This window comes from Micromonospora sp. NPDC005553 (assembly GCF_042871765.1).
In the GTDB taxonomy this organism is placed as follows: Bacteria; Actinomycetota; Actinomycetes; order Mycobacteriales; family Micromonosporaceae; genus Micromonospora.
The window spans coordinates 288799-307354 of record NZ_JBIAJD010000006.1 but is presented as its reverse complement, the minus strand read 5'-3'; the positions used below and the strand labels follow the sequence as shown (position 1 = coordinate 307354).

At 71.3% G+C, this 18556-nt stretch carries 15 protein-coding genes and 1 pseudogene; 5 read left to right on the top strand and 11 right to left on the bottom strand.

What is annotated here, in order from left to right; genetic code table 11:
• Positions 1-19: 19 nt before the first annotated feature.
• The 9 genes and pseudogenes from rdgB to ACFYPG_RS25255 form a co-directional block, all read right to left on the bottom strand.
• On the bottom strand, positions 20-637 hold the full coding sequence (rdgB, locus tag ACFYPG_RS25295; RefSeq protein ID WP_355005438.1) for an RdgB/HAM1 family non-canonical purine NTP pyrophosphatase: 618 nt from the start codon (positions 635-637) through the stop codon (positions 20-22).
• A complete protein-coding gene (gene rph / locus ACFYPG_RS25290; protein ID WP_355005439.1) occupies positions 634-1359 on the bottom strand; it encodes a ribonuclease PH in 726 nt (241 codons plus the stop codon). Before rph ends, rdgB begins: the two co-directional genes overlap by 4 nt.
• Positions 1360-1494: 135 nt before the next feature.
• Entirely contained in the window at positions 1495-2238 is a 744-nt protein-coding gene (locus ACFYPG_RS25285) for an MBL fold metallo-hydrolase (RefSeq protein WP_357195310.1), read from the bottom strand.
• Between the two features lie 223 nt (positions 2239-2461).
• Positions 2462-3427: a PLP-dependent cysteine synthase family protein gene (locus ACFYPG_RS25280; RefSeq protein ID WP_387354091.1), complete on the bottom strand. Its 966-nt coding sequence runs from the start codon at positions 3425-3427 to the stop codon at positions 2462-2464.
• A gap of 173 nt (positions 3428-3600) precedes the next feature.
• A pseudogene (locus ACFYPG_RS25275) lies at positions 3601-3930 on the bottom strand (MoaD/ThiS family protein); the annotation flags it as partial.
• 64 nt (positions 3931-3994) lie between these two features.
• Positions 3995-4483 (bottom strand): M67 family metallopeptidase, encoded by a 489-nt coding sequence (locus ACFYPG_RS25270; RefSeq protein WP_357195301.1) that lies wholly within the window; start codon positions 4481-4483, stop codon positions 3995-3997.
• A 52-nt stretch (positions 4484-4535) separates the two neighbouring features.
• A complete protein-coding gene (locus ACFYPG_RS25265; protein WP_210780952.1) occupies positions 4536-5036 on the bottom strand; it encodes a DUF2017 domain-containing protein in 501 nt (166 codons plus the stop codon).
• Positions 5033-5323 carry an ATP-dependent Clp protease adapter ClpS gene (gene clpS / locus ACFYPG_RS25260; RefSeq protein ID WP_088946433.1) on the bottom strand — a complete coding sequence of 97 codons (291 nt, stop codon included), beginning with the start codon at positions 5321-5323 and terminating at the stop codon, positions 5033-5035. Before clpS ends, ACFYPG_RS25265 begins: the two co-directional genes overlap by 4 nt.
• A 148-nt stretch (positions 5324-5471) precedes the next feature.
• The gene (locus ACFYPG_RS25255) at positions 5472-7022 is read right to left on the bottom strand and encodes a hypothetical protein (protein ID WP_387354090.1); all 1551 of its coding nucleotides are present in this window, start codon (positions 7020-7022) and stop codon (positions 5472-5474) included.
• Positions 7023-7215: 193 nt separating this feature from the next.
• Here ACFYPG_RS25255 and ACFYPG_RS25250 point away from each other — a divergent pair, with 193 nt between their 5' ends.
• From ACFYPG_RS25250 to ACFYPG_RS25235, 4 genes are read left to right on the top strand one after another with little or no spacing between them, the layout of a single operon-like run.
• A complete protein-coding gene (locus tag ACFYPG_RS25250; RefSeq protein ID WP_387354089.1) occupies positions 7216-9894 on the top strand; it encodes a LuxR C-terminal-related transcriptional regulator in 2679 nt (892 codons plus the stop codon).
• A gap of 16 nt (positions 9895-9910) precedes the next feature.
• Positions 9911-11197, top strand: coding sequence for a nicotinate phosphoribosyltransferase (locus ACFYPG_RS25245; protein WP_387354088.1), 1287 nt, complete (start codon positions 9911-9913; stop codon positions 11195-11197).
• A 51-nt stretch (positions 11198-11248) separates the two neighbouring features.
• Positions 11249-11830, top strand: a complete 582-nt coding sequence (locus ACFYPG_RS25240; RefSeq protein WP_387354087.1) for an isochorismatase family protein — start codon at positions 11249-11251, stop codon at positions 11828-11830.
• 40 nt (positions 11831-11870) lie between these two features.
• Positions 11871-13118: an MFS transporter gene (locus ACFYPG_RS25235; protein ID WP_387354086.1), complete on the top strand. Its 1248-nt coding sequence runs from the start codon at positions 11871-11873 to the stop codon at positions 13116-13118.
• 927 nt (positions 13119-14045) lie between these two features.
• On the opposite strand, the gene ctaD is transcribed toward ACFYPG_RS25235, so the two are convergent.
• The gene (ctaD, locus tag ACFYPG_RS25230; RefSeq protein WP_355005448.1) at positions 14046-15806 is read right to left on the bottom strand and encodes a cytochrome c oxidase subunit I; all 1761 of its coding nucleotides are present in this window, start codon (positions 15804-15806) and stop codon (positions 14046-14048) included.
• 130 nt (positions 15807-15936) lie between these two features.
• Positions 15937-17043, bottom strand: a complete 1107-nt coding sequence (locus tag ACFYPG_RS25225; protein WP_355005449.1) for an FAD-dependent monooxygenase — start codon at positions 17041-17043, stop codon at positions 15937-15939.
• A gap of 299 nt (positions 17044-17342) precedes the next feature.
• Here ACFYPG_RS25225 and ACFYPG_RS25220 point away from each other — a divergent pair, with 299 nt between their 5' ends.
• On the top strand, positions 17343-18464 hold the full coding sequence (locus ACFYPG_RS25220) for a cellulose binding domain-containing protein (protein ID WP_355005450.1): 1122 nt from the start codon (positions 17343-17345) through the stop codon (positions 18462-18464).
• The last annotated feature ends 92 nt before the right edge of the window (positions 18465-18556 follow it).

Sequence of the window (18556 nt, the reverse complement as noted above, 5' to 3'; positions counted from 1 at the left end):
CGCTGTCGTCCGCCGCGGGTCAGGCGGCGGGCGGCAGCACCTTGGCGATCAGCTTGGCCAGCTCGCGCAACGCCTTGCCCCGGTGACTGATGGCGTCCTTCTCCGCCGGGGTCAGCTCGGCGTTGGTCCGGTCCTGTCCGTCGCCCAGGAAGATCGGGTCGTAGCCGAACCCACCGTCACCGCGCGGCGCGCGCAGCACCCGACCGGACTGCCGGCCGTCGACGAGGTGCTCCTTGCCGCCCGGCAGCACCAACGCGACGGTGCAGACGAACGAGGCGGCCCGCTGCTCGTCGGGCACGTCGCCGATCTGGTCCAGCACCAGCTGAAGGTTGGCCCGGTCGTCGCCGTGCTTGCCGGACCAGCGGGCGCTGAACACCCCTGGCATCCCGTTGAGCGCGTCGACAGCGAGCCCGGAGTCGTCGGCGATGGTCGGCAGGCCGCTCTGCCGGCAGCCCTCCCGCGCCTTGATCAGCGCGTTCTCGCCGAAGGTCAGGCCGGTCTCCGGCAGCTCCGCGTACTGCTCGATGTCGTCCAGCCCGAGCAGGGCGATCCGGTGCGCGCCGAGCGCGCCGTCCAGGATCCGCTGAAGCTCGACCAGCTTCTTACGGTTACGGGTGGCGAGCAGGACCTTGTTCATGCGAGTGCCTTCCGCTGGGCTTCGGCCAACTCGGCGCAGCCGGCGACGGCCAGGTCGAGCAGGGCGTCGAGCTGGTCGCGGGCGAACACGCCCGCCTCGCCGGTGCCCTGCACCTCGACGAAGTCGCCAGTGCCGGTGCACACCACGTTCATGTCCACCTCGGCGGCGACGTCCTCCTCGTAGCAGAGATCGAGCCGGGCCTCCCCGGCGATGATCCCCACGCTGACCGCGGCCACCGAGCGGTGCATCACCTTCTCCGGCTTACCGGCCAACGACTTGCGGGCGGCAAGCCAGCTCACCGCGTCGTGCAACGCGACGTACGCGCCGGTGATAGCGGCCGTGCGGGTGCCGCCGTCCGCCTGGAGCACGTCGCAGTCGAGCACTATCGAGTTCTCGCCGAGCGCCTTGAGGTCGATGCTGGCCCGCAGACTACGGCCGATCAACCGGGAGATCTCATGGGTACGGCCACCGACCCGGCCCTTGACGCTTTCCCGGTCGGAGCGGGTGTTGGTGGCCCGGGGCAGCATCGCGTACTCGGCGGTCACCCAACCGAGCCCGGAGCCCTTGCGCCAGCGGGGCACCCCCTCGGTGACGCTCGCCGTGCAGAGCACCCGGGTGCCGCCGAACTCGACGAGCACCGAGCCCTCCGGATGGGTGCTCCAGCCTCGGGTCAGGGTCACCGGTCGGAGTTGAGAGGGCCCTCGCCCGTCAGGTCGCGCCATGCCTGCACCTTATGCGGTGCGGCGATCCACCCCGCTCGCGGTGCCCAGGAGAACGCCCGCGCCGTGCGCACCGAGGAACCCGGCGACCGCGGCCGGCCAGCCGAACTCCTCGGCCCGCGCCCGGGACCCGGTGCGTCAGATGTCGTAGCTGGCGCCGGGCCGGACCACCTCGAGCGGCCCGCTGTACGCGGCGGCGGCCGACTCCAACGTGTGCGCCTCGCTGCCCCAGGCGGGCACCAGGTGGGTGAGCAGCAGTCGACCCACAGCGGCCTTGGTCGCCGCCTCGCCGGCCTCCCGGCCGGTCAGGTGCAGATCCGGCGGATTGTCCACGCCGTCGAGGTAACTGGCCTCGCAGAGGAACACGTCGGCGTTCTGGGCCAGCCGCAGCAGCGCCTCACAGGGCGCGGTGTCCGACGAGTAGCACAGCGAACGGCCGTCGTGCTCCAGCCGCACACCGTACGTCTCGACGGGGTGGTTGACCCGGTCGACGGTGACGGCGAACGGGCCGATCGGGAAGGTGCCCGGCTGGAGCGCGTAGAACTGGTACACGTCCTCCACCGAACCGTCGTCCCCGTAGGCGGCGCTGAGCCGGTCCGGCGCGCCGGCGGGCGCGTACACCGGCAGCGCCGGGTAGGGGCCGTCCGGGGCGTACCGGCGCACCACCACGTAGAGCACGGCGTCGAACATGTGATCACAGTGCAGGTGGGTCAGCAGGATGGCATCCGGGGCGTGCAACCCCGCGTACCGCTGGAGGCTGGACAGCGACCCCGAGCCGAAGTCGACCAAAAGCCGGAAACCGTCGGCCTCGACGAGGTAGGCCGAGCAGGGCGACTCGGGGCCAGGGAAACTGCCGGCGCTCCCCAGAACTGTCAGTCGCATCGAGTGGTCTCGCTGTCACTGTCAGTAGCAGCTGCGCCGGCGATGGTCCCAGCCATGATCTCTACCGACGCGTACGCCACGCTGCGCAGCCTACGCTGGCGCACCCGGCAGCAAGAATCATCCAACGGAAGTTGTCACGAACGTGACACCTGCTCGCGGTACATCAAAAGGCGTACGGGCCGTCGACGAATGTCGACGGCCCGTAATCGGCAGACCAGATCGGTCAGGCCCAGAGCTGCCCCTCCAGGGCGTCCTCGGCGTCGGCGAGGGTGCCGCCGTACGCGCCGGTGGACAGGTACTTCCATCCGCCGTCGCAGACCACGAAGGCCACATCGGCCCGCCGGCCGTCGCGCACCGCCTCGTGCGCCACCGCCAGCGCGGCGTGCAGGATCGCACCGGTGGAGAAGCCGGCGAAGATGCCCTCCACCTCCACCAGCTGGCGGGTGCGCAACACCGCGTCCCGGGTGCCGACCGAGAACCGCCGGGAGAGCACCGAGGCGTCGTAGAGCTCCGGAACGTACCCCTCGTCGATGTTGCGCAGCCCGTAGACCAACTCGCCGTAGCGCGGCTCGGCAGCCACGATCTGAATGCCCTCGACCTTTTCCCGCAGATAACGCCCGGTGCCCATCAGGGTGCCGGTGGTGCCCAGCCCGGCCACGAAGTGCGTGATGCTGGGCAGGTCGTGCAGCAGCTCCGGCCCGGTCGTCTCGTAGTGCGCCCGCGCGTTCGCCTCGTTGCCGTACTGGTAGAGCATCACCCAGTCGGGGTGCTCGACGGCGATCTGCTTCGCCGTGGCGACCGCCTGGTTGGAACCACCCGCCGCCGGCGAGAAGATGATCTCGGCCCCGTACATCCGGAGCATCTGCACCCGCTCGGTGGAGACGTTCTCCGGCATCACGCAGACCAACCGGTAGCCGCGCATCTTCGCCACCATGGCCAACGAGATGCCGGTGTTGCCGCTCGTCGGCTCGAGGATGGTGTCACCAGTGCGGAGCCGGCCAGCCTCCTCCGCCGCCCGGACCATGAACAGCGCCGCGCGGTCCTTGATGCTGCCGGTGGGGTTGCGGTCCTCCAGCTTGGCCCAGAGCCGCACCGGAGGGGCTCCCTCGGGCGCCGTCGGGGAAAGTCGGGGCAGGCCGACCAGCGGCGTACCCCCGCAGGCGTCGAGCAGGCTGTCGTACCGCGCCATGGCGGCCGACCTCAGCGAGCCGCGACGGCGTCGCGGGCCACCGCGTCGACGGCACTCTGCGAGCTGATGCTGTGCGAGCTGATCGCCGCTGCCGCGGCGCTGTGCGCGCTGATCGCCGCTGCCGCGGCGCTGTGCGAACTGATCGCCGCTGCCGCGGCGCTGCGCGCGCTGATCGCCGCTGCCGCGGCGCTGTGCGAACTGATCGCCGCTGCCGCGGCGAAGCCGAACGCGCCGCCGGCCACCGCCGGCAGGATGGTGACGCTGTCGCCATCGGAGAGCTTCGCGTCGAGCGCACCGAGGAAGCGAACGTCCTCGTCGTTGACGTAGACGTTGACGAAGCGGTGCAGCGTGCCCGCGTCGGTGATCAGCCGGCCGCGCAGACCGCCGTGCCGGGAATCCAGGTCGGTGAGCAGATCGGCGAGCGTGTCGCCGGTGCCGTCGACGACCTTGGCGCCGCCGGTGTAGCTGCGCAGGATGGTGGGGATGCGAACCTCAATGGCCATGATGGGAACTCCTCGATCGGGTGTGCCTACGGTGACGGGACGAGATGGCTGCGGCGCTGACAGGTCAGCGGCCGGAACACTCGTAATCGACCGTCGCCGGGCTCTGCCCGAACATGTAGGACTGGACGGCGTGCGGGTCGACACCGGCCTCCACGACACGGACCGGCTCCTCGGTGATCACGCCGTCGACGATCCGGAACGACCGGATCTCCTCCGAGTCGGGCTCACGGGTCGAGACGAGCAGGTAGTGCGCCCCCGGCTCACCGGCGAAGGCGACGTCCGTCCGCGACGGGTACGCCTCGGTGGCGGTGTGCGAGTGGTAGATGACGACGGGCTCCTCGTCCCGGTCGTCCATCTCCCGCCACACGCGCAGATGCTCCATCGAGTCGAACTCGTAGAAGGTCATCGACCGCGCCGCATTGTCCATCGGGATGTGCCGGGTCGGGGTGTCGCTGCCGACGGGACCGGCGACCACGCCGCACGCCTCGTCAGGGTGATCCCGGCGCGCGTGGGCGACGATCGCGTCAATGATCGACCGGTCGATGCTCAGCACGTGTACCAGCCTAACGCCTGCCGGGCACAGGTCGAAGTGGTGCCGGTCACCCTTAGTCGATCAAGGCGTTGAGCAGCGACTCCTGTAGATACCCGAGATAGGCGTAGACCGAAAGCTGGAACACCCGGCTGGAACCCGGGTCCTCAGCGACAGCGTCGTCCAGCTCCTCGCCCAGATCCGTGCCGTCCTTGATCTCCAGGCGGACGCCCATCGCGAGCCGTGCGTCGTTCAGCGCCCGCAACCACGCCTCGGCGGCCTCGGCGTCCAGCCGCACCTCGCCGCCGGCCTCGTCCGGCAACGCGGCCAGGATCGCCCCCGCCTGATCGATCTTCGCGGTCTTCAGGTCGCCCTCGGTGTAGCGGCGGAACTCGGCGGTGCCGGGAGCGTCCTGCGGGTAGACCGCCGGAAAGAGCCGACCGACCACCGGGTCGGTGTGGTCGAAGCCATCGGTGAGCAGACCCACCACCTCGGAGGCGACCTTGCGCAGCACCCGCACCTCGTCGACGGCGAAGACGGCGACGTAATGACCGGCCTGGCGATGGAACATGCTCATGACCTGTCCACCGTCGCCCACAGCCCGTACGCGTGCAGCTGCGACGCGTCGTGCTCCATCCGTTCGCGGGCACCGGTGGAGACCACGGCACGGCCCTTGTGGTGCACGTCCAGCATCAGCTGTTCGGCCCTCTCCCGGCTGTAGCCGAAAAGCTTCTGGAAGACCCAGGTCACGTACGTCATCAGATTGACCGGGTCGTCCCACACGATCGTCACCCACTGCCGGTCGGACGCCGGCACCTCGTCAGTGTCCGGCGTCTCGACCGGTGCAACCTGCGGAGCCGCCATGCCCCCCATCGTGCCACCGGTTCCCCGGAACCGAGGAACCGGAACGCCGGACCGGCGCGGATCACCCACCCCGGGCCCTCCCGACCCGCCCCGGACGCCATCGGAGGTGGGGTCCGGCCCGGACCCGGACCAACCGGTGGGCGCGCCGTCAGGCGAGCAGAATGCCGTGATCGACTGCATCGGAGAGCACCACGCCCAGCGAGAGGCGGATCACCTCGAACCGTCGGGAGATCTCCCTGGACAAGCCCAACTCGACCTCGCGCACCGCCCGCTGGGACCAGGCTCGCGCCGCGCTGTGGTCACCGTTGCCCGGCGTACGCCACTGCTGCCAGCACCCGCCGGAGAGCGCCACCGCAATGGGCGGGAGCACCTCGTCCCGGGACGCCATCGGATAGCTGGCGGCGGCATCGATCGCCTCCATGCCGGTCAACTCGGCCACGCCCGCCGTGCTGGTGATCAACAGCACCTTGTCCAATTCGTGGCCGGGCCGGTGATCGGCCAGGCCGTACTGCACAGCGGTGGCGATCCGGCGGCGCACGCCTTCGGCCGGCGGCGCGCCGAGCACCTGGGACGCGACGTCGGTCATGATGCCGCGCACCGCCTGATCGCACTGCGCGGTCGCCAACAACGACAACGCCGCCATCTCACGGTCGAGAAGATCCGGTAGGCCGGCAAGGCCGACTCCGAACACGATCTCCTGAACGGCCCGAAGGTGGATGTTCGCCAACTCCAGGGCGAGGTGCTGGCGGATCCGCTGAGCACACGAGCGGGCATGGCGGTCGAGCCGCTCGGACCAGTCACCCGGATCGGCGGCCACGGCCACACGGCCCTGCTGGCCCGGCAGGATCGGTGGGTCGACGCTGGCCCGCTGCAACCCCTCACGCGACGCCCAACCCACCAGCGCCCGCCGTAGGGCGGCGGCAGTGTCGGCGCCGTCGACCGGGAACCACCGCGCGCCGGCCAGCGCCGGCACCGCGGCCAGGAGCGCCGCCCGATGCGCCTCCACAGTGACCGCGACCGCATCCACCTCGGTCTCCGCACCCCCGACCGGCGGGACGGACGCCCCCGCGCCCTCCGTAGTCGCCGTGCCGTCGGCCAGCGGAGCCCACCCCGCCGCGCCCGGGGTCACCGCGAAGACGACCTCCACCGAGGTCGGGGCGACTTCGGCGAGCAGGTTCAACTCGGCGGCGGTGAAGGCCTGGTCGGCGGCGATCACGAAGAGCATCGCGCCGGCCCGGCCCACCGCTTCGAGCAGCACCCGGGTGCCGGACACACCGAGGGTGGCGGTGTCCGGAACGTCGACCAGGGTGAAGTGCCGCAGCAGCGGCTGGGGCACGCTCAGCTCGACACGCCGGGGCGGGCGGGCCAACGCCGGACCGGCGGCGTCCCGGTCCGCGCCGTACGAGTGCGGCTGCCGGTAACCGGGCACGAACGCCGCCCGGGTGGGCACCTTGGCGTCGCGCACCACCAACCAACTGCCCGCCGGCACTGTGAGCATGACCGGGTCGAGCTCGAGCAGGGTGGCCAGCACAGCACGCCGCTCAGCACCCGCCGGGCCAACGGCGACCACACCGAGCGGCTCATCCGGGGCGGCGCCGGACACGCCGACCCGGGTGGGGAGGGGGCCGCAGGTCGGTAGGTTTGCTGGGCCGGTCATGTCGTCCGGCGAATCGACCGAGGGGAGAGGGCCCTGCTTCATCAGGTGCCTCCCGTTGCGGGTGACCGGAAATCCGGTCGCGGAATTTCCGGTACGTCAATCGGATGTCGGAAGACTACGGGCGGGCCGACGACCGGGCGGAACACCTCGAATACTCAGCGGTAATTGTGCGATTACTCAACTTCGCACGGTGACGGTACGGGCGCGGACGGATTCCGGTCGATATGCTGCGCGAATGAGTCGATGGGAGTTCGTCGGCCGCACGGATGAGCTCAACCGCCTGCTGGAGGCCGTGACCGGCGAGGCCGGCCGCGGGCTCTTCTTCAGCGGCAGCGCTGGCATCGGCAAGAGTCGCCTGCTGCGCGAGGGCGTGGGCGCGTTGCCCACCGACCGGTTCGCGATCTGGTCCATCGCCGCCAGCGCCACCACCGCGGCGCTGCCGTTCGGTGGGCTCGTCCAGGTCCTCCCCGCCGAGCAGCCGCAGGGCCTCTCCCCCGCCGGCATCCTGCGCTGGGCGCTCAACGTTCTGCAACAGCAGGCGGCCGGCCGACGGATCGTGCTCGCCATCGACGACGCCCACCTGCTCGATCCCCCCTCGGCCGCACTCGTGCATCTCGTCGCCCGCGCCGAGAACGCCACAGTGGTCGGCACCCTGCGCGACGGTGAGCAGATTCCGCTGCCGATCCGCGCACTCTGGACCGACGACCTGGTCGAGCACGTCGAGCTGACCCCGATGCCGCAGGAGGAGACCACCGACCTGCTGGCGGCGATCCTGGGCGGCCCGGTCGACGCGAACTCCGCCGACCGGCTCGGCCGGCTGTCGGCCGGCAACCCGCTGCTGCTGCGCGAGCTCGTGCACGCCGCCAACGGCAGCGCCGAGTTGAAGCGCACGTACGGGATCTGGAAGTGGACCGGGCGTCTGGAGCTGGCGCCCAACCTGACCGACCTCATCGACACCCGGGTCGGCAAACTCACCGACGGCGTCCGCGCGGTCGTCGAGCTGGTCGCGTTCGGCGAACCACTGGGCCTGCACCTACTGCGGCAGGCCGCCGAACAGTCGGACGTGGAGACCGCCGAGGAACGCGGGCTGATCACCGTCATCCAGCACGACCGGCGCACCAACGTCCGGCTGGCACACCCGCTCTACGGCGAGGTGATGCGCCGTCGCTGCCCGGTCAGCCGCACCCGCCGGCTCCAGGCACACCTCGCCGACCTGCTCGAGCAGGTCGGCAAACGCCGACGCGACGACCTGTTGCGGGTGGCGGTCTGGCGACTCGACTCGGGCACCGCACAGGATCCGGCTCTGCTGCTGGACGCCGCGGTGCAGGCGTTCACCCGCTACGACGTGCCGCTGGCGACCCGCCTGGCGCGGGCCGCGCTGCACGCCGACGGCGGCTACGACGCGGCGGAGCTGCTGGCCACCATCCTGATGTTCGCCGACCGGCCCGACGAGGCGATCGACGTCCTCGACGCGGTCACCCCCATGCCCGGCGACGAGCGACGGCTCTGCCGGTGGCTGACAGTACGCGGCATGGTCAGCTACTGGGGGCTGAGCCGGGAGTCCACGGTGGAGGAGATCGCAAGCCGGGCCGAGCAGCTCAGCGACTCCGCCGACCGGTCCCGGGTGCACGCATTCGAGGCGATCATGCGCCTGCACCGCCTGGACACAGCCACCGCTGTGCAGCTCAGCCGACGGGTGCTCGACCGTCCGGCGGCGGGCGTCGCCGCCCGCGAGCTGGCCCGCTCCACCATCGCGTACGTCCAGGCCGCGCAGGGCGAGCTGACCCGCAGCGGTACGGCGATCGCCCAGGTGCACTCGGCCGCGGCGAGCTGGCGCACCGACATGCCGTACCTCCAGTTGGCCCTGGAACTGGCCCGAGGCACCCGGCTCATGCTCACCGGCGACCTGGCCGGGATCGACGCGATCGTGGCCGACGAGTTCGCCGACCTCGCCGGAGCCGGCGACTTCCGCCTCGGCACCGGCTACCTGGCCATCCTTCAGGCGTACGCGGCCCGGCTGCGTGGGCAGAGCGACGCGGCCATGCGGACCTCGCTGGGTGCCTGCGCGGTGCTGGCCACGAGCCGGGTCTACGCCGGTCTGGCCCAGGCCGAACGCGCCCAGGCGGCGGCGCTGCGCGGTGACGCCGCGCAGGCGGTTGCGGCGATGGCCGAGGCCGACCGCACGCACGCGCCGGGCATGGCGGTGCTCTACCCGTGGCTGGAGCAGGCCCGGGGCGCGTCGCTCGCCACGTCGGGCGACCTGCCGGGCGCGGTCAAACACCTCGGTGACCTGGTGGACCGGCTGCGCTCCGACGGCTTCGCCGGGCACGAGGTGCATGTCCTGCACGACCTCGTCCGACTCGACCAGGCGGGCATGGCCGTCGGCCCGACCTGCTCCGACGGCAGCCGCCGCACCGTCGCGCAGCGCCTCGCCGAGCTATCCGAGCGGGTCGACGGGGTGCTCCCGCCGCTGCTGGCCCGGCACGCCCGCGCCGCGGTGACCGACTCCCCCACCGATCTGCTGGCGGTCGCCGACGACTACTCCGCCCTGGAGTTGACCGTGTACGCCGCGGAGGCCACCTCCCAGGCCGTCCAGCGGCTGCGCCGGCAACACTCGGCCGCCGCCAACGACGCCCGGGAACGCCTCGCCGGGTTGCTCGGGCGCTGTGACCTGATCCGGACGCCGGCGCTCCAGGCCGGCGCGCCAGTGCTCACCGAGCGGGAATGGCAGGTGGCGCGCCTTGCCGCGCACGGCGCTCCCAGCCGGGCCATCGCCGAACGGCTCTACCTCTCGGCGCGCACCGTGGAGAACCACCTCCAGCGGATCTACGCCAAGCTCGGCGTCACCGCCCGGGCCGAACTCTGGGCGGCGTTGCGCTCGATCCCGGGCCACGACGGCGGCGACCCGAGCTGAACCTTAGGCTGGGGCGGTGAGCAACCACCGCCCCGCGCTCCTGACCGACCACTACGAGCTGACCATGGTCAGCGCGGCACTGAAGGACGGCACCGCCGATCGCCGGTGCGTCTTCGAGGTGTTCAGCCGCCGGCTGCCCAGCGGCCGCCGGTACGGCGTGGTCGCTGGGACGGCCCGTCTGATCGAGCTGATCCGCGACTTCCGGTTCGACCCCACCGAGGTCGATTTCCTGCTGCGGACCGGGGTGGTCGACGAGGCGGCGGCGGCGTGGCTCACCGACTACCGCTTCACCGGCGACGTCGACGGGTACGCCGAGGGTGAGCTGTTCTTCCCCGGTTCACCGATCCTCACCGTCTCCGGCGGCTTCGCCGAATGCGTGGTGCTGGAGACGGTGGCGCTGTCCGTGCTCAACCACGATTGCGCGGTGGCCGCCGCGGCGGCCCGGATGGTGACCGCGGCGCGGGGCCGGACGCTGATCGAGATGGGGTCGCGTCGGGCACACGAGGAGGCGGCGGTGGCCGCGGCGCGGTCCGCGTACCTGGCCGGGTTCCGGTTCACGTCCAACCTCGCCGCCGGCGCGCGCTACGGCATCCCGACGGCGGGCACGGCAGCGCACGCGTTCACCCTGCTGCACGACGACGAGCGGGCTGCGTTCGCCTCGCAGGTCGCCACGCTGGGCAAGGACACCACGCTGCTGGTCGACACGTACGACATCAGCCAGGGCATCCGCAACGCCATCGCGGTGGCCGGGCCGGACCTGCGGGCGGTACGGATCGACTCCGGCGACCTCGCGGTGATCGCTCAGCAGTCCCGGGAGTTGCTCGACTCGCTGGGCGCCACCGAGACCAAGATCATCGTTTCCGGTGACCTGGACGAGTACGCGATCGCCGCGCTGGCCGCCGAACCGGTGGACATGTACGGCGCCGGCACTGCCGTGGTCACCGGCTCCGGGGCACCGACCGCCGGGCTGGTCTACAAATTGGTCGAGGTCGAGGGCCGGCCGGTCGTGAAGCGCTCCGAGCACAAGGCCACCATCGGCGGCCGGAAGGTAGCGGTCCGCCGGCACAAGCCGACCGGCACCGCCACCGAGGAGGTCATCGTCCCGCAGGGCGTTCCCGACCGGCAGCCCAACGACCGCCTGCTCCAGCAGTCGTACGTGGTCGCCGGCGAGTCGGTGACGCTGCCCACCCTCGACGAGTCACGCGAGCACCTGCGGGAGTGCCTGATCTCCATCCCGTGGGAGGGACTGAAGCTCTCGGCCGGCGACCCGGCCGTGCCGGTCACCGTCGTACCCGCTGGCTGAGTCATCCCCCGAGCACCACCGACCGACAGTGCGGAGAGAGGAAACCCCCCGATGGCCAACGCGCTGATCATCGTGGACGTGCAGAACGACTTCTGCGAGGGCGGCTCGCTGGCCGTCGCCGGCGGCGCAGGGGTGGCCGCCGGCATCTCCCGGTTACTCGCCGCCGAGCCGGACCGGTGGACGCACCTGGTCGCCACCAAGGACTACCACGTCGACCCGGGTGCCCACTTCGGCGATCCCCCGGACTTCGTGGAGTCCTGGCCCCGGCACTGCGTGGTCGGCACCAGCGGTTCGGAGTTCCACCCGGAACTGAACACCGCGAAGGTCGAGGCGATCTTCCACAAGGGCGAGCACGCGGCGGCGTACTCCGGTTTCGAGGGCCATGCCGACGACGGCGAGTGCCTGGCCGACTGGCTGCGCCGGCGCGACGTGGACCGGGTCGACGTGGTCGGCATCGCCACTGACCACTGCGTCCGGGCGACGGCGCTGGACGCCGCCCGGGAGGGTTTCGCCACCACCGTGCTGCTGGAGTTGACCGCCGCCGTCGCCCCGGCGACCACCGACGTGGCCCTACGCGCCATGGAGGGCGCCGGGGTGCTCATGCACGGCCAGCCTGTGATCAGGGCCGCATGAGGCGCTAATTGGTTGGCCAAGGGGCCGCCGCCGGTCGAGGATGTCGCCGGAGGTACGGACCCACGTGAACATGAAGCCTTACCGGCGGGCGCTCGCCCTGCCCGGCCTGCGGTCGCTGCTACTGGTTGCCGTCCTCGCCCGTATTCCGCTCACCGCGACCGGGGTGACGCTGACGTTCCACGTGGTGCTCGATCTTGATCGAGGCTATGGGGCGGCCGGCCTGGTGGGCGCGGCGGTCACGGTGGGCGCGGCGATCGGCGGGCCGCTGCTCGGCCGACTCGTGGACCGGCGTGGACTGCGCCCGGTCCTGGTGCTCACCGCGATCGCTGAGGCGATCTTCTGGTCCACCGCGCCGTCGCTGGCGTACTCCGTGCTCCTGCCGGCCGCCTTCGTGGCCGGCTCCCTGGCCCTGCCCATCTTCTCCGTGGTCCGTCAGTCGATCGCCGCGCTGGTACCCGAGGACCAACGCCGCCCGGCCTACGCACTGGACTCGATGTCGGTGGAGCTGTCCTTCATGATCGGCCCAGCGTTGGCGGTGGCCCTGGTCACCGCGATCTCCGCGCAGACCACCATGTATCTGGTCGGTGGCGGCATCGTCGCCGCCGGGATCGCCCTGTGGGTCGTCAACCCACCGATTCGGGAGGCCAACGAACCCGCCGGCCCACAGCGCCGGGTGCCGCGCCGGGAGTGGCTGACCCCGCGACTGCTCGCCATCCTGGCGCTCAGCGCGGCCGCGACCCTGGTGCTCGGGGGCACCGACGTGGCGGTGGTCGCTGTCCTGCGGGCCAGCGGCGAGGTCGGCTGGACCGGCGTGGTCCTGGCCATCTGGGCGGTCGCCTCGCTGGCCGGCGGTTTCGCCTACGGTGCCGTACACCGATCGTTCTCCCCGCTGGCACTGACCGCCGCGCTGGCGCTGTGCACCATTCCGGTGGGGCTGGGCGGTGCGCACTGGTGGCTGCTGTGCCTGGCGCTGATCCCCGCCGGCGCGCTCTGCGCGCCGACCATCGCGGCCGGCTCGGACGCGGTCAGCCGCCTGGTACCGGCCGAGGTGCGCGGTGAAGCGATGGGTCTGCACGGCTCTGCGGTCACCGTCGGCATCGCGGTCGGCGCACCGCTCGCCGGCGCGGTGATCGACGCCAGCGCGCCACTCTGGGGCTTCGTGGTGACCGGGGCGCTCGGCGCGCTGGTCACCCTGGTGGTGCTCCCGATCGAGCTGCGCCGCCGCCGCATCGCCGAAGCGGCCACCCCGCCGCCCGCCGAGGCCGACCTCACCCTCGCCGCCCGCTGACAGTCGGGCCCAGATCCAACGGCCCGGCCCGGACAGGGCCATCTAAGCCGGACACGCCCCGGGCGGCAGCCCAGACCGGGCCGCGCACTACGGGCCGGGGCCACGCACAAGGTGCCGGGGCCACGCACTACGTGCCGGGGCCACGCACTAACGGGCCGGGCGGGCCAGGCACTGCCGGCCGGGGCCACGCACTGCCGGCCGGGCGGGCCAGGCACTGCCGGCCGGGCGGGCCAGGCACTGCCGGCCGGGGCCGGGCGCTGTGGGCCGGGCGCTGTGGGCCGGGCAGGGCGGGCAGGGCAGGGCGGGCAGGGCGGTGTCGGCCAAGGCGCTCAATATCTGACGTAGCTACATCGGCCCGCTCAGTTCCAGGCGTGCCGGGACAACTGCAGATCCCGGTGTCCGCCCGACAGCCGGCAGGCATACACGCCATAAAGCGTGATGTCTGTGAGTCATCGTGATGACTCACAGACATCACGCTTACTAGCGACATTGCCTGCTCCGGCGCCGGCGCCGGCGCCGGGCGGGCCGGGCCGACGCCAGCCGGGCCGGACCGAGCCAGGCCGGACGGAGCCAGGCCGGACCGAGCGAGCCAGGCCGACCGAGCCAGGCCGGACCGAGCCAGGCCGACCGAGCCAGGCCGACCGAGCCAGGCCGGACCGAGCCAGGCCGACCGAGCCAGGCCGGACCGAAACGAGCCGAAAAGGGGCCGAGCGAACCGACGCCAGGCCAGGCCGACCCAGGACAGGCCGGGCCGGGCCGGGCCGGGCCGGGCCGGGCCGGGCCGGGCCGATGCCGAGCGGGCCTGGGGAGCGAGGGGGAGCGGCCGGAACGAGGGCGAACAGTGGGAGTGACAGTGGCTGGAAATGGCGACGGGCGCCGCTCCCGGTGTCCCGGGGGCGGCGCCCGTCGTACTGCTGAGCTTGAGTGTCAGTGCCGGTCGACGTCGCTCGCGGTGTCCTCGCGGTAGCTGGCTCCGCCGTCCGACTCGCTGGTGAGCGGCTTGGCGCCACCCTCCGGCGGGCCGGCCAGGCTCTGGCCACCGGCCGCCAACTCCGGGAACTTCGCGTCGAACGCCGGCCGCTCGGAGCGGATCCGCGGCATCCGGTCGAAGTTGCGCAGCGGCGGCGGGCTGCTGGTCGCCCACTCCAACGAGTTGCCGTGACCCCAGGGGTCGTTCACCTCGACCACCGGGCCGGTCTTGTACGACTTCCAGCAGTTGTAGATGAACGGCAGCGTGGAGATACCGGTGATGAACGCGCCGATCGTGGAGATCGTGTTCAGCGTGGTGAAGCCGTCGGCCACCTGATAGTCGGCGTACCGGCGGGGCATGCCCTCGGCGCCGAGCCAGTGCTGCACCAGGAACGTGGTGTGGAAGCCGATCATGGTGAGCCAGAAGTGCACCTTGCCCAGGCGCTCGTCGAGCATCCGGCCGAACATCTTCGGGAACCAGAAGTAGATGCCCGCGAAGACCGCGAACACGATGGTGCCGAAGAGAACGTAGTGGAAGTGCGCCACCACGAAGTACGAGTCCGACACGTGGAAGTCGATCGGCGGGCTGGCCAGCAGCACACCGGTGAGACCACCGAAGAGGAAGGTGACCAGGAAGCCGACCGCCCAGAGCATGGGCGTCTCGAAGCTGATCTGGCCCCGCCACATGGTGCCGATCCAGTTGAAGAACTTCATACCGGTCGGCACGGCGATCAGGTAGCTCAGGAAGCTGAAGAACGGCAGCAGCACCTGGCCGGTGGCGAACATGTGGTGCGCCCAGACGCTCATGGAGAGCGCGGCGATCGCGACGGTCGCGGCGACCAGACCCTTGTAGCCGAAGATCGGCTTGCGGGAGAAGACCGGAATGATCTCGCTGATGATGCCGAAGAACGGCAACGCGACGATGTACACCTCGGGGTGACCGAAGAACCAGAACAGGTGCTGCCAGAGCATCGGCCCACCGGTTGCCGGGTCGTACACGTGCGCGCCGAGGATGCGGTCCGCGGCGAGCGCGAAGAGCGCGGCGGCCAGCAGCGGGAAGACCAGGATCACCAGAAGGCTGGTGACCAGGATGTTCCACGTGAAGATCGGCATCCGGAACATGGTCATGCCGGGCGCACGCAGGGTCAGCACCGTAGTGATCATGTTCACGGCGCCAAGGATGGTGCCCAGGCCGGAGATGGCCAGACCCATGATCCACATGTTGGCGCCGACGCCCGGCGAGTGCTCGACGCTGCTCAGCGGCGCGTACGCGAACCAGCCGAAGTCAGCGGCGCCACCCGGGGTGATGAACCCGGCGGTCGCCATCGTTCCGCCGAACAGGTACAGCCAGTAGGCGAAGCTGTTCAGCCGGGGGAAGGAGACGTCAGGCGCGCCGATCTGGATCGGCACGATGTAGTTCGCGAAGGCGAACACGATCGGCGTCGCGAAGAACAGCAACATGATCGTGCCGTGCATCGTGAAGAGCTGGTTGTACTGCTCGGGCGACAGGAACTGCAGCCCGGGTCGGGCCAGCTCAGCACGCATGACCAGAGCCATCAGGCCACCGATCATGAAGAACACGAACGCGGTGATCATGTACATGATCCCGATCTGCTTCGCGTCCGTGGTTCGCAGCAGCCGCGCGATGGCCGACCCCTTGACCGGCTCCCGGACCGGCCAGGGCCGGGTCACGACCGGCTTGGGTGCGACGGTGGTCACGAGTGGCCTCCGGTTCTCGGTTGTCCCGCTCGGCACACGCTGGTTATCGGCGGGCCGTCATCCGCAAGGAGGATAGTCCCCGGCAGGTCGCAGCGCCGCGTGGGGTGGCGTGACACGATCTACTACGGGCCTACAGCGGGCCGAGCAGGAGCCGGTAGTGCTCCCCGAAGATCCGGTCGCCGCGTCCGCGCAGCAGCGGGTCGCGCAGCGCCGGCGGGACGTCCCTGGTGCGGTTGCGGTCCCGGGTCCGGTCCCGCACCCATCGGGTACGCGGACGGCGACGACTTTCGTACGCCACCAGGGCCGCCTCCACGCTGTTGGCGGCGCGCAGCGACTCGGCCAGCACCACGGCGTCCTCGAGGGCCATTGCCGCACCCTGCGACAGCGTGGGCGCGGTGGCGTGCGCGGCGTCGCCGACCAGCAGGACGCGCCCCCGGTACCAGCGACCCAACTCCACCTCGTCGGTGATCCCGACGTGCACCTCGTCGAGGGCCGCCAGCACCTCGGGCACCGGGCCGCGGTAGTCGGCGAAGAGGTCCCGCAGCCGGGCGAGGGGGTCGGCGGGTTCCTCGGTGCCGGCCTCGTCGGCGTAGATGTGCAGCCGTCCGGCACCGATCGGCACCATCAGGAACCCGGAGCGCTGGCCGAGTAGCGCGGTCCACTCGGTGACCGGTGGGCCGTCGCGTAGGAGGGCCCGGTAGACGACCTGCCCGACGGGGCGCGGCGGCCCACCGAGCGCGGCCAGCGCGCGGACCGAGGAGCGTGGCCCGTCGGCACCGATGACCAGGTCGTACTCCGTGGTGGTGCCGTCGGTGAAGGTGACGCCCACCGCGCCCGGGAGCAGGTCCAGGGTGCGGACCTCGGCGCCGTGCCGGACGGCGCCGCCGGCACCGCTGAGCAGCACCCGGTGCAGGTCGGCCCGGGGCAGCGCCCGGCACTCGCCGACGCCGGCCCAGAGGGCGTCGAGGTCGACTTCGCAGAGTTGCGCGCCGGCGGCGTCGTAGAACCGCTGCCGGTGGATCACCTGCCCGATCGGCCGGACCGGGTCGTGCAGGTCGAGCCGGTGCAGCGCGCGGGCGGCGTTGCCGGGCAGGTAGAGACCGGTCTCGGTGGACTCCCCCGGTGGCAGCTTGTCGGTGACGTCGGGCCGGAAGCCCGCCAGGCGCAGCGCCCGGGCTACGGCCAGGCCGGCGATGCCCGCGCCGACGACGAGGATGCGCAGGGGGGAGCCACCCATGGTGGTGTACGCCTCCGGAGGGGGAGCGGCACGCGTTGGAGGCAACACGCTACTCGGAGCGATCGGCGCACACCAGGCCCAATCGGTCCACTCCCCGCCGCTCGTCGGCGACCCGAGCCGCTTGGCTGGCCGTCCGTCGGCAGCCGTCCGGCGGGGCATGGCAATCCTCACAATTCACCAGTTCGACGCGGACGGTTGCGCACCAGTTTCAGACATGTAAATGTGTCGTTGAGCGTGGGAGCGCTCCCGCACCACCCCACCACATCCGGCGCCCGGCACGCGCCGAGTCGAGGAGTGTCATGAAACGTCAACTTCGGGCCCTGGCCGCCGCCGGGTTGCTGGTCGCCAGTTCACTGGTGGCCGTGGCCCTCGGCGGGAGCGCCTCCGCCGACACCCAGATCTGCGAACAGTACGGCTCGACAGTCATCCAGGGCCGCTACGTGGTGCAGAACAACCGCTGGGGCACCACCGCCCAGCAGTGCATCAACGCCACCAGCAACGGCTTCGAGATCACCACGCTGAACGGGAGCAGCCCCACCAACGGGGCGCCCACGGCGTACCCCTCGGTGTTCTTTGGTTGTCACTACACCAACTGCTCCCCCGGCACGAACCTGCCGATCCAGGTGAGCCAGATCAGCAGCGCCACCAGCAGCATCTCCTACCGCTACGTCAGCGGCGCCACCTACAACGCGTCGTACGACATCTGGCTGGACCCGTCGCCCAAGCGGGACGGCGTGAACCAGATGGAGATCATGATCTGGCTCAACCGGCAGGGCCCGATCCAGCCCATCGGCTCGGTCGTCGGCACCACGAACCTGGCCGGCCGCACCTGGGAGGTCTGGCGGGGCAGCAACGGCTCCAACAACGTCATCTCCTACGTCGCGTCCTCGGCGATCTCCAGCCTGAACTTCAGCGTGCTGGACTTCATCAACGACACCCGTAACCGGGGCGCGATCACCAACTCCTGGTACCTGACCAGCATCCAGGCCGGCTTCGAGCCGTGGCAGGGCGGTGTCGGCCTCGCGGTGACCTCGTTCTCGGCCAACGTCAACGGTGGCGGTCAGCCGCCCACCAACCCGACGACCCCGCCGCCGAGCGGTGGCGCGAGCTGCGCGGTGAAGTACACGGCGAACTCGTGGAACAACGGCTTCACGGCCGACGTGCAGATCACCAACACCGGGTCCAGCGCGATCAACGGTTGGACGCTGAGCTACAGCCTGCCCGGCGGGCAGACGGTCACCAACGCCTGGAACGCCACGGTGAGCCAGAGCGGGTCGACGGTGACCGCCCGCAACGTCGGCCACAACGGGTCGGTCGCACCGGGGGGCACGGCCAGCTTCGGCTACCAGGGCACCCTGAGCGGGGCCTACTCGTCCCCGACCAGTTTCTCGCTCAACGGGGCGAACTGCTCCCGCTCGTGAACTGACGGTGGGGGGGGGGGCGGGCGGGGGCCCCCCCCCCCCCCCGGGCCCACACACAGGGTGGGTTTAGTGGGGGCCAACCCCCCCGCGGG

Coding starts and splice junctions, on each gene's coding strand:
- rdgB (WP_355005438.1), bottom strand. CDS start 637: ATGAACAAGGTCCTGCTCGCCACCCGTAACCGTAAGAAGCTGGTCGAG.
- rph (WP_355005439.1), bottom strand. CDS start 1,359: ATGGCGCGACCTGACGGGCGAGGGCCCTCTCAACTCCGACCGGTGACC.
- ACFYPG_RS25285 (WP_357195310.1), bottom strand. CDS start 2,238: ATGCGACTGACAGTTCTGGGGAGCGCCGGCAGTTTCCCTGGCCCCGAG.
- ACFYPG_RS25280 (WP_387354091.1), bottom strand. CDS start 3,427: ATGGCGCGGTACGACAGCCTGCTCGACGCCTGCGGGGGTACGCCGCTG.
- ACFYPG_RS25265 (WP_210780952.1), bottom strand. CDS start 5,036: ATGAGCATGTTCCATCGCCAGGCCGGTCATTACGTCGCCGTCTTCGCC.
- clpS (WP_088946433.1), bottom strand. CDS start 5,323: ATGGCGGCTCCGCAGGTTGCACCGGTCGAGACGCCGGACACTGACGAG.
- ACFYPG_RS25255 (WP_387354090.1), bottom strand. CDS start 7,022: ATGAAGCAGGGCCCTCTCCCCTCGGTCGATTCGCCGGACGACATGACC.
- ACFYPG_RS25250 (WP_387354089.1), top strand. CDS start 7,216: ATGAGTCGATGGGAGTTCGTCGGCCGCACGGATGAGCTCAACCGCCTG.
- ACFYPG_RS25240 (WP_387354087.1), top strand. CDS start 11,249: ATGGCCAACGCGCTGATCATCGTGGACGTGCAGAACGACTTCTGCGAG.
- ACFYPG_RS25235 (WP_387354086.1), top strand. CDS start 11,871: ATGTCGCCGGAGGTACGGACCCACGTGAACATGAAGCCTTACCGGCGG.
- ACFYPG_RS25225 (WP_355005449.1), bottom strand. CDS start 17,043: ATGGGTGGCTCCCCCCTGCGCATCCTCGTCGTCGGCGCGGGCATCGCC.
- ACFYPG_RS25220 (WP_355005450.1), top strand. CDS start 17,343: ATGAAACGTCAACTTCGGGCCCTGGCCGCCGCCGGGTTGCTGGTCGCC.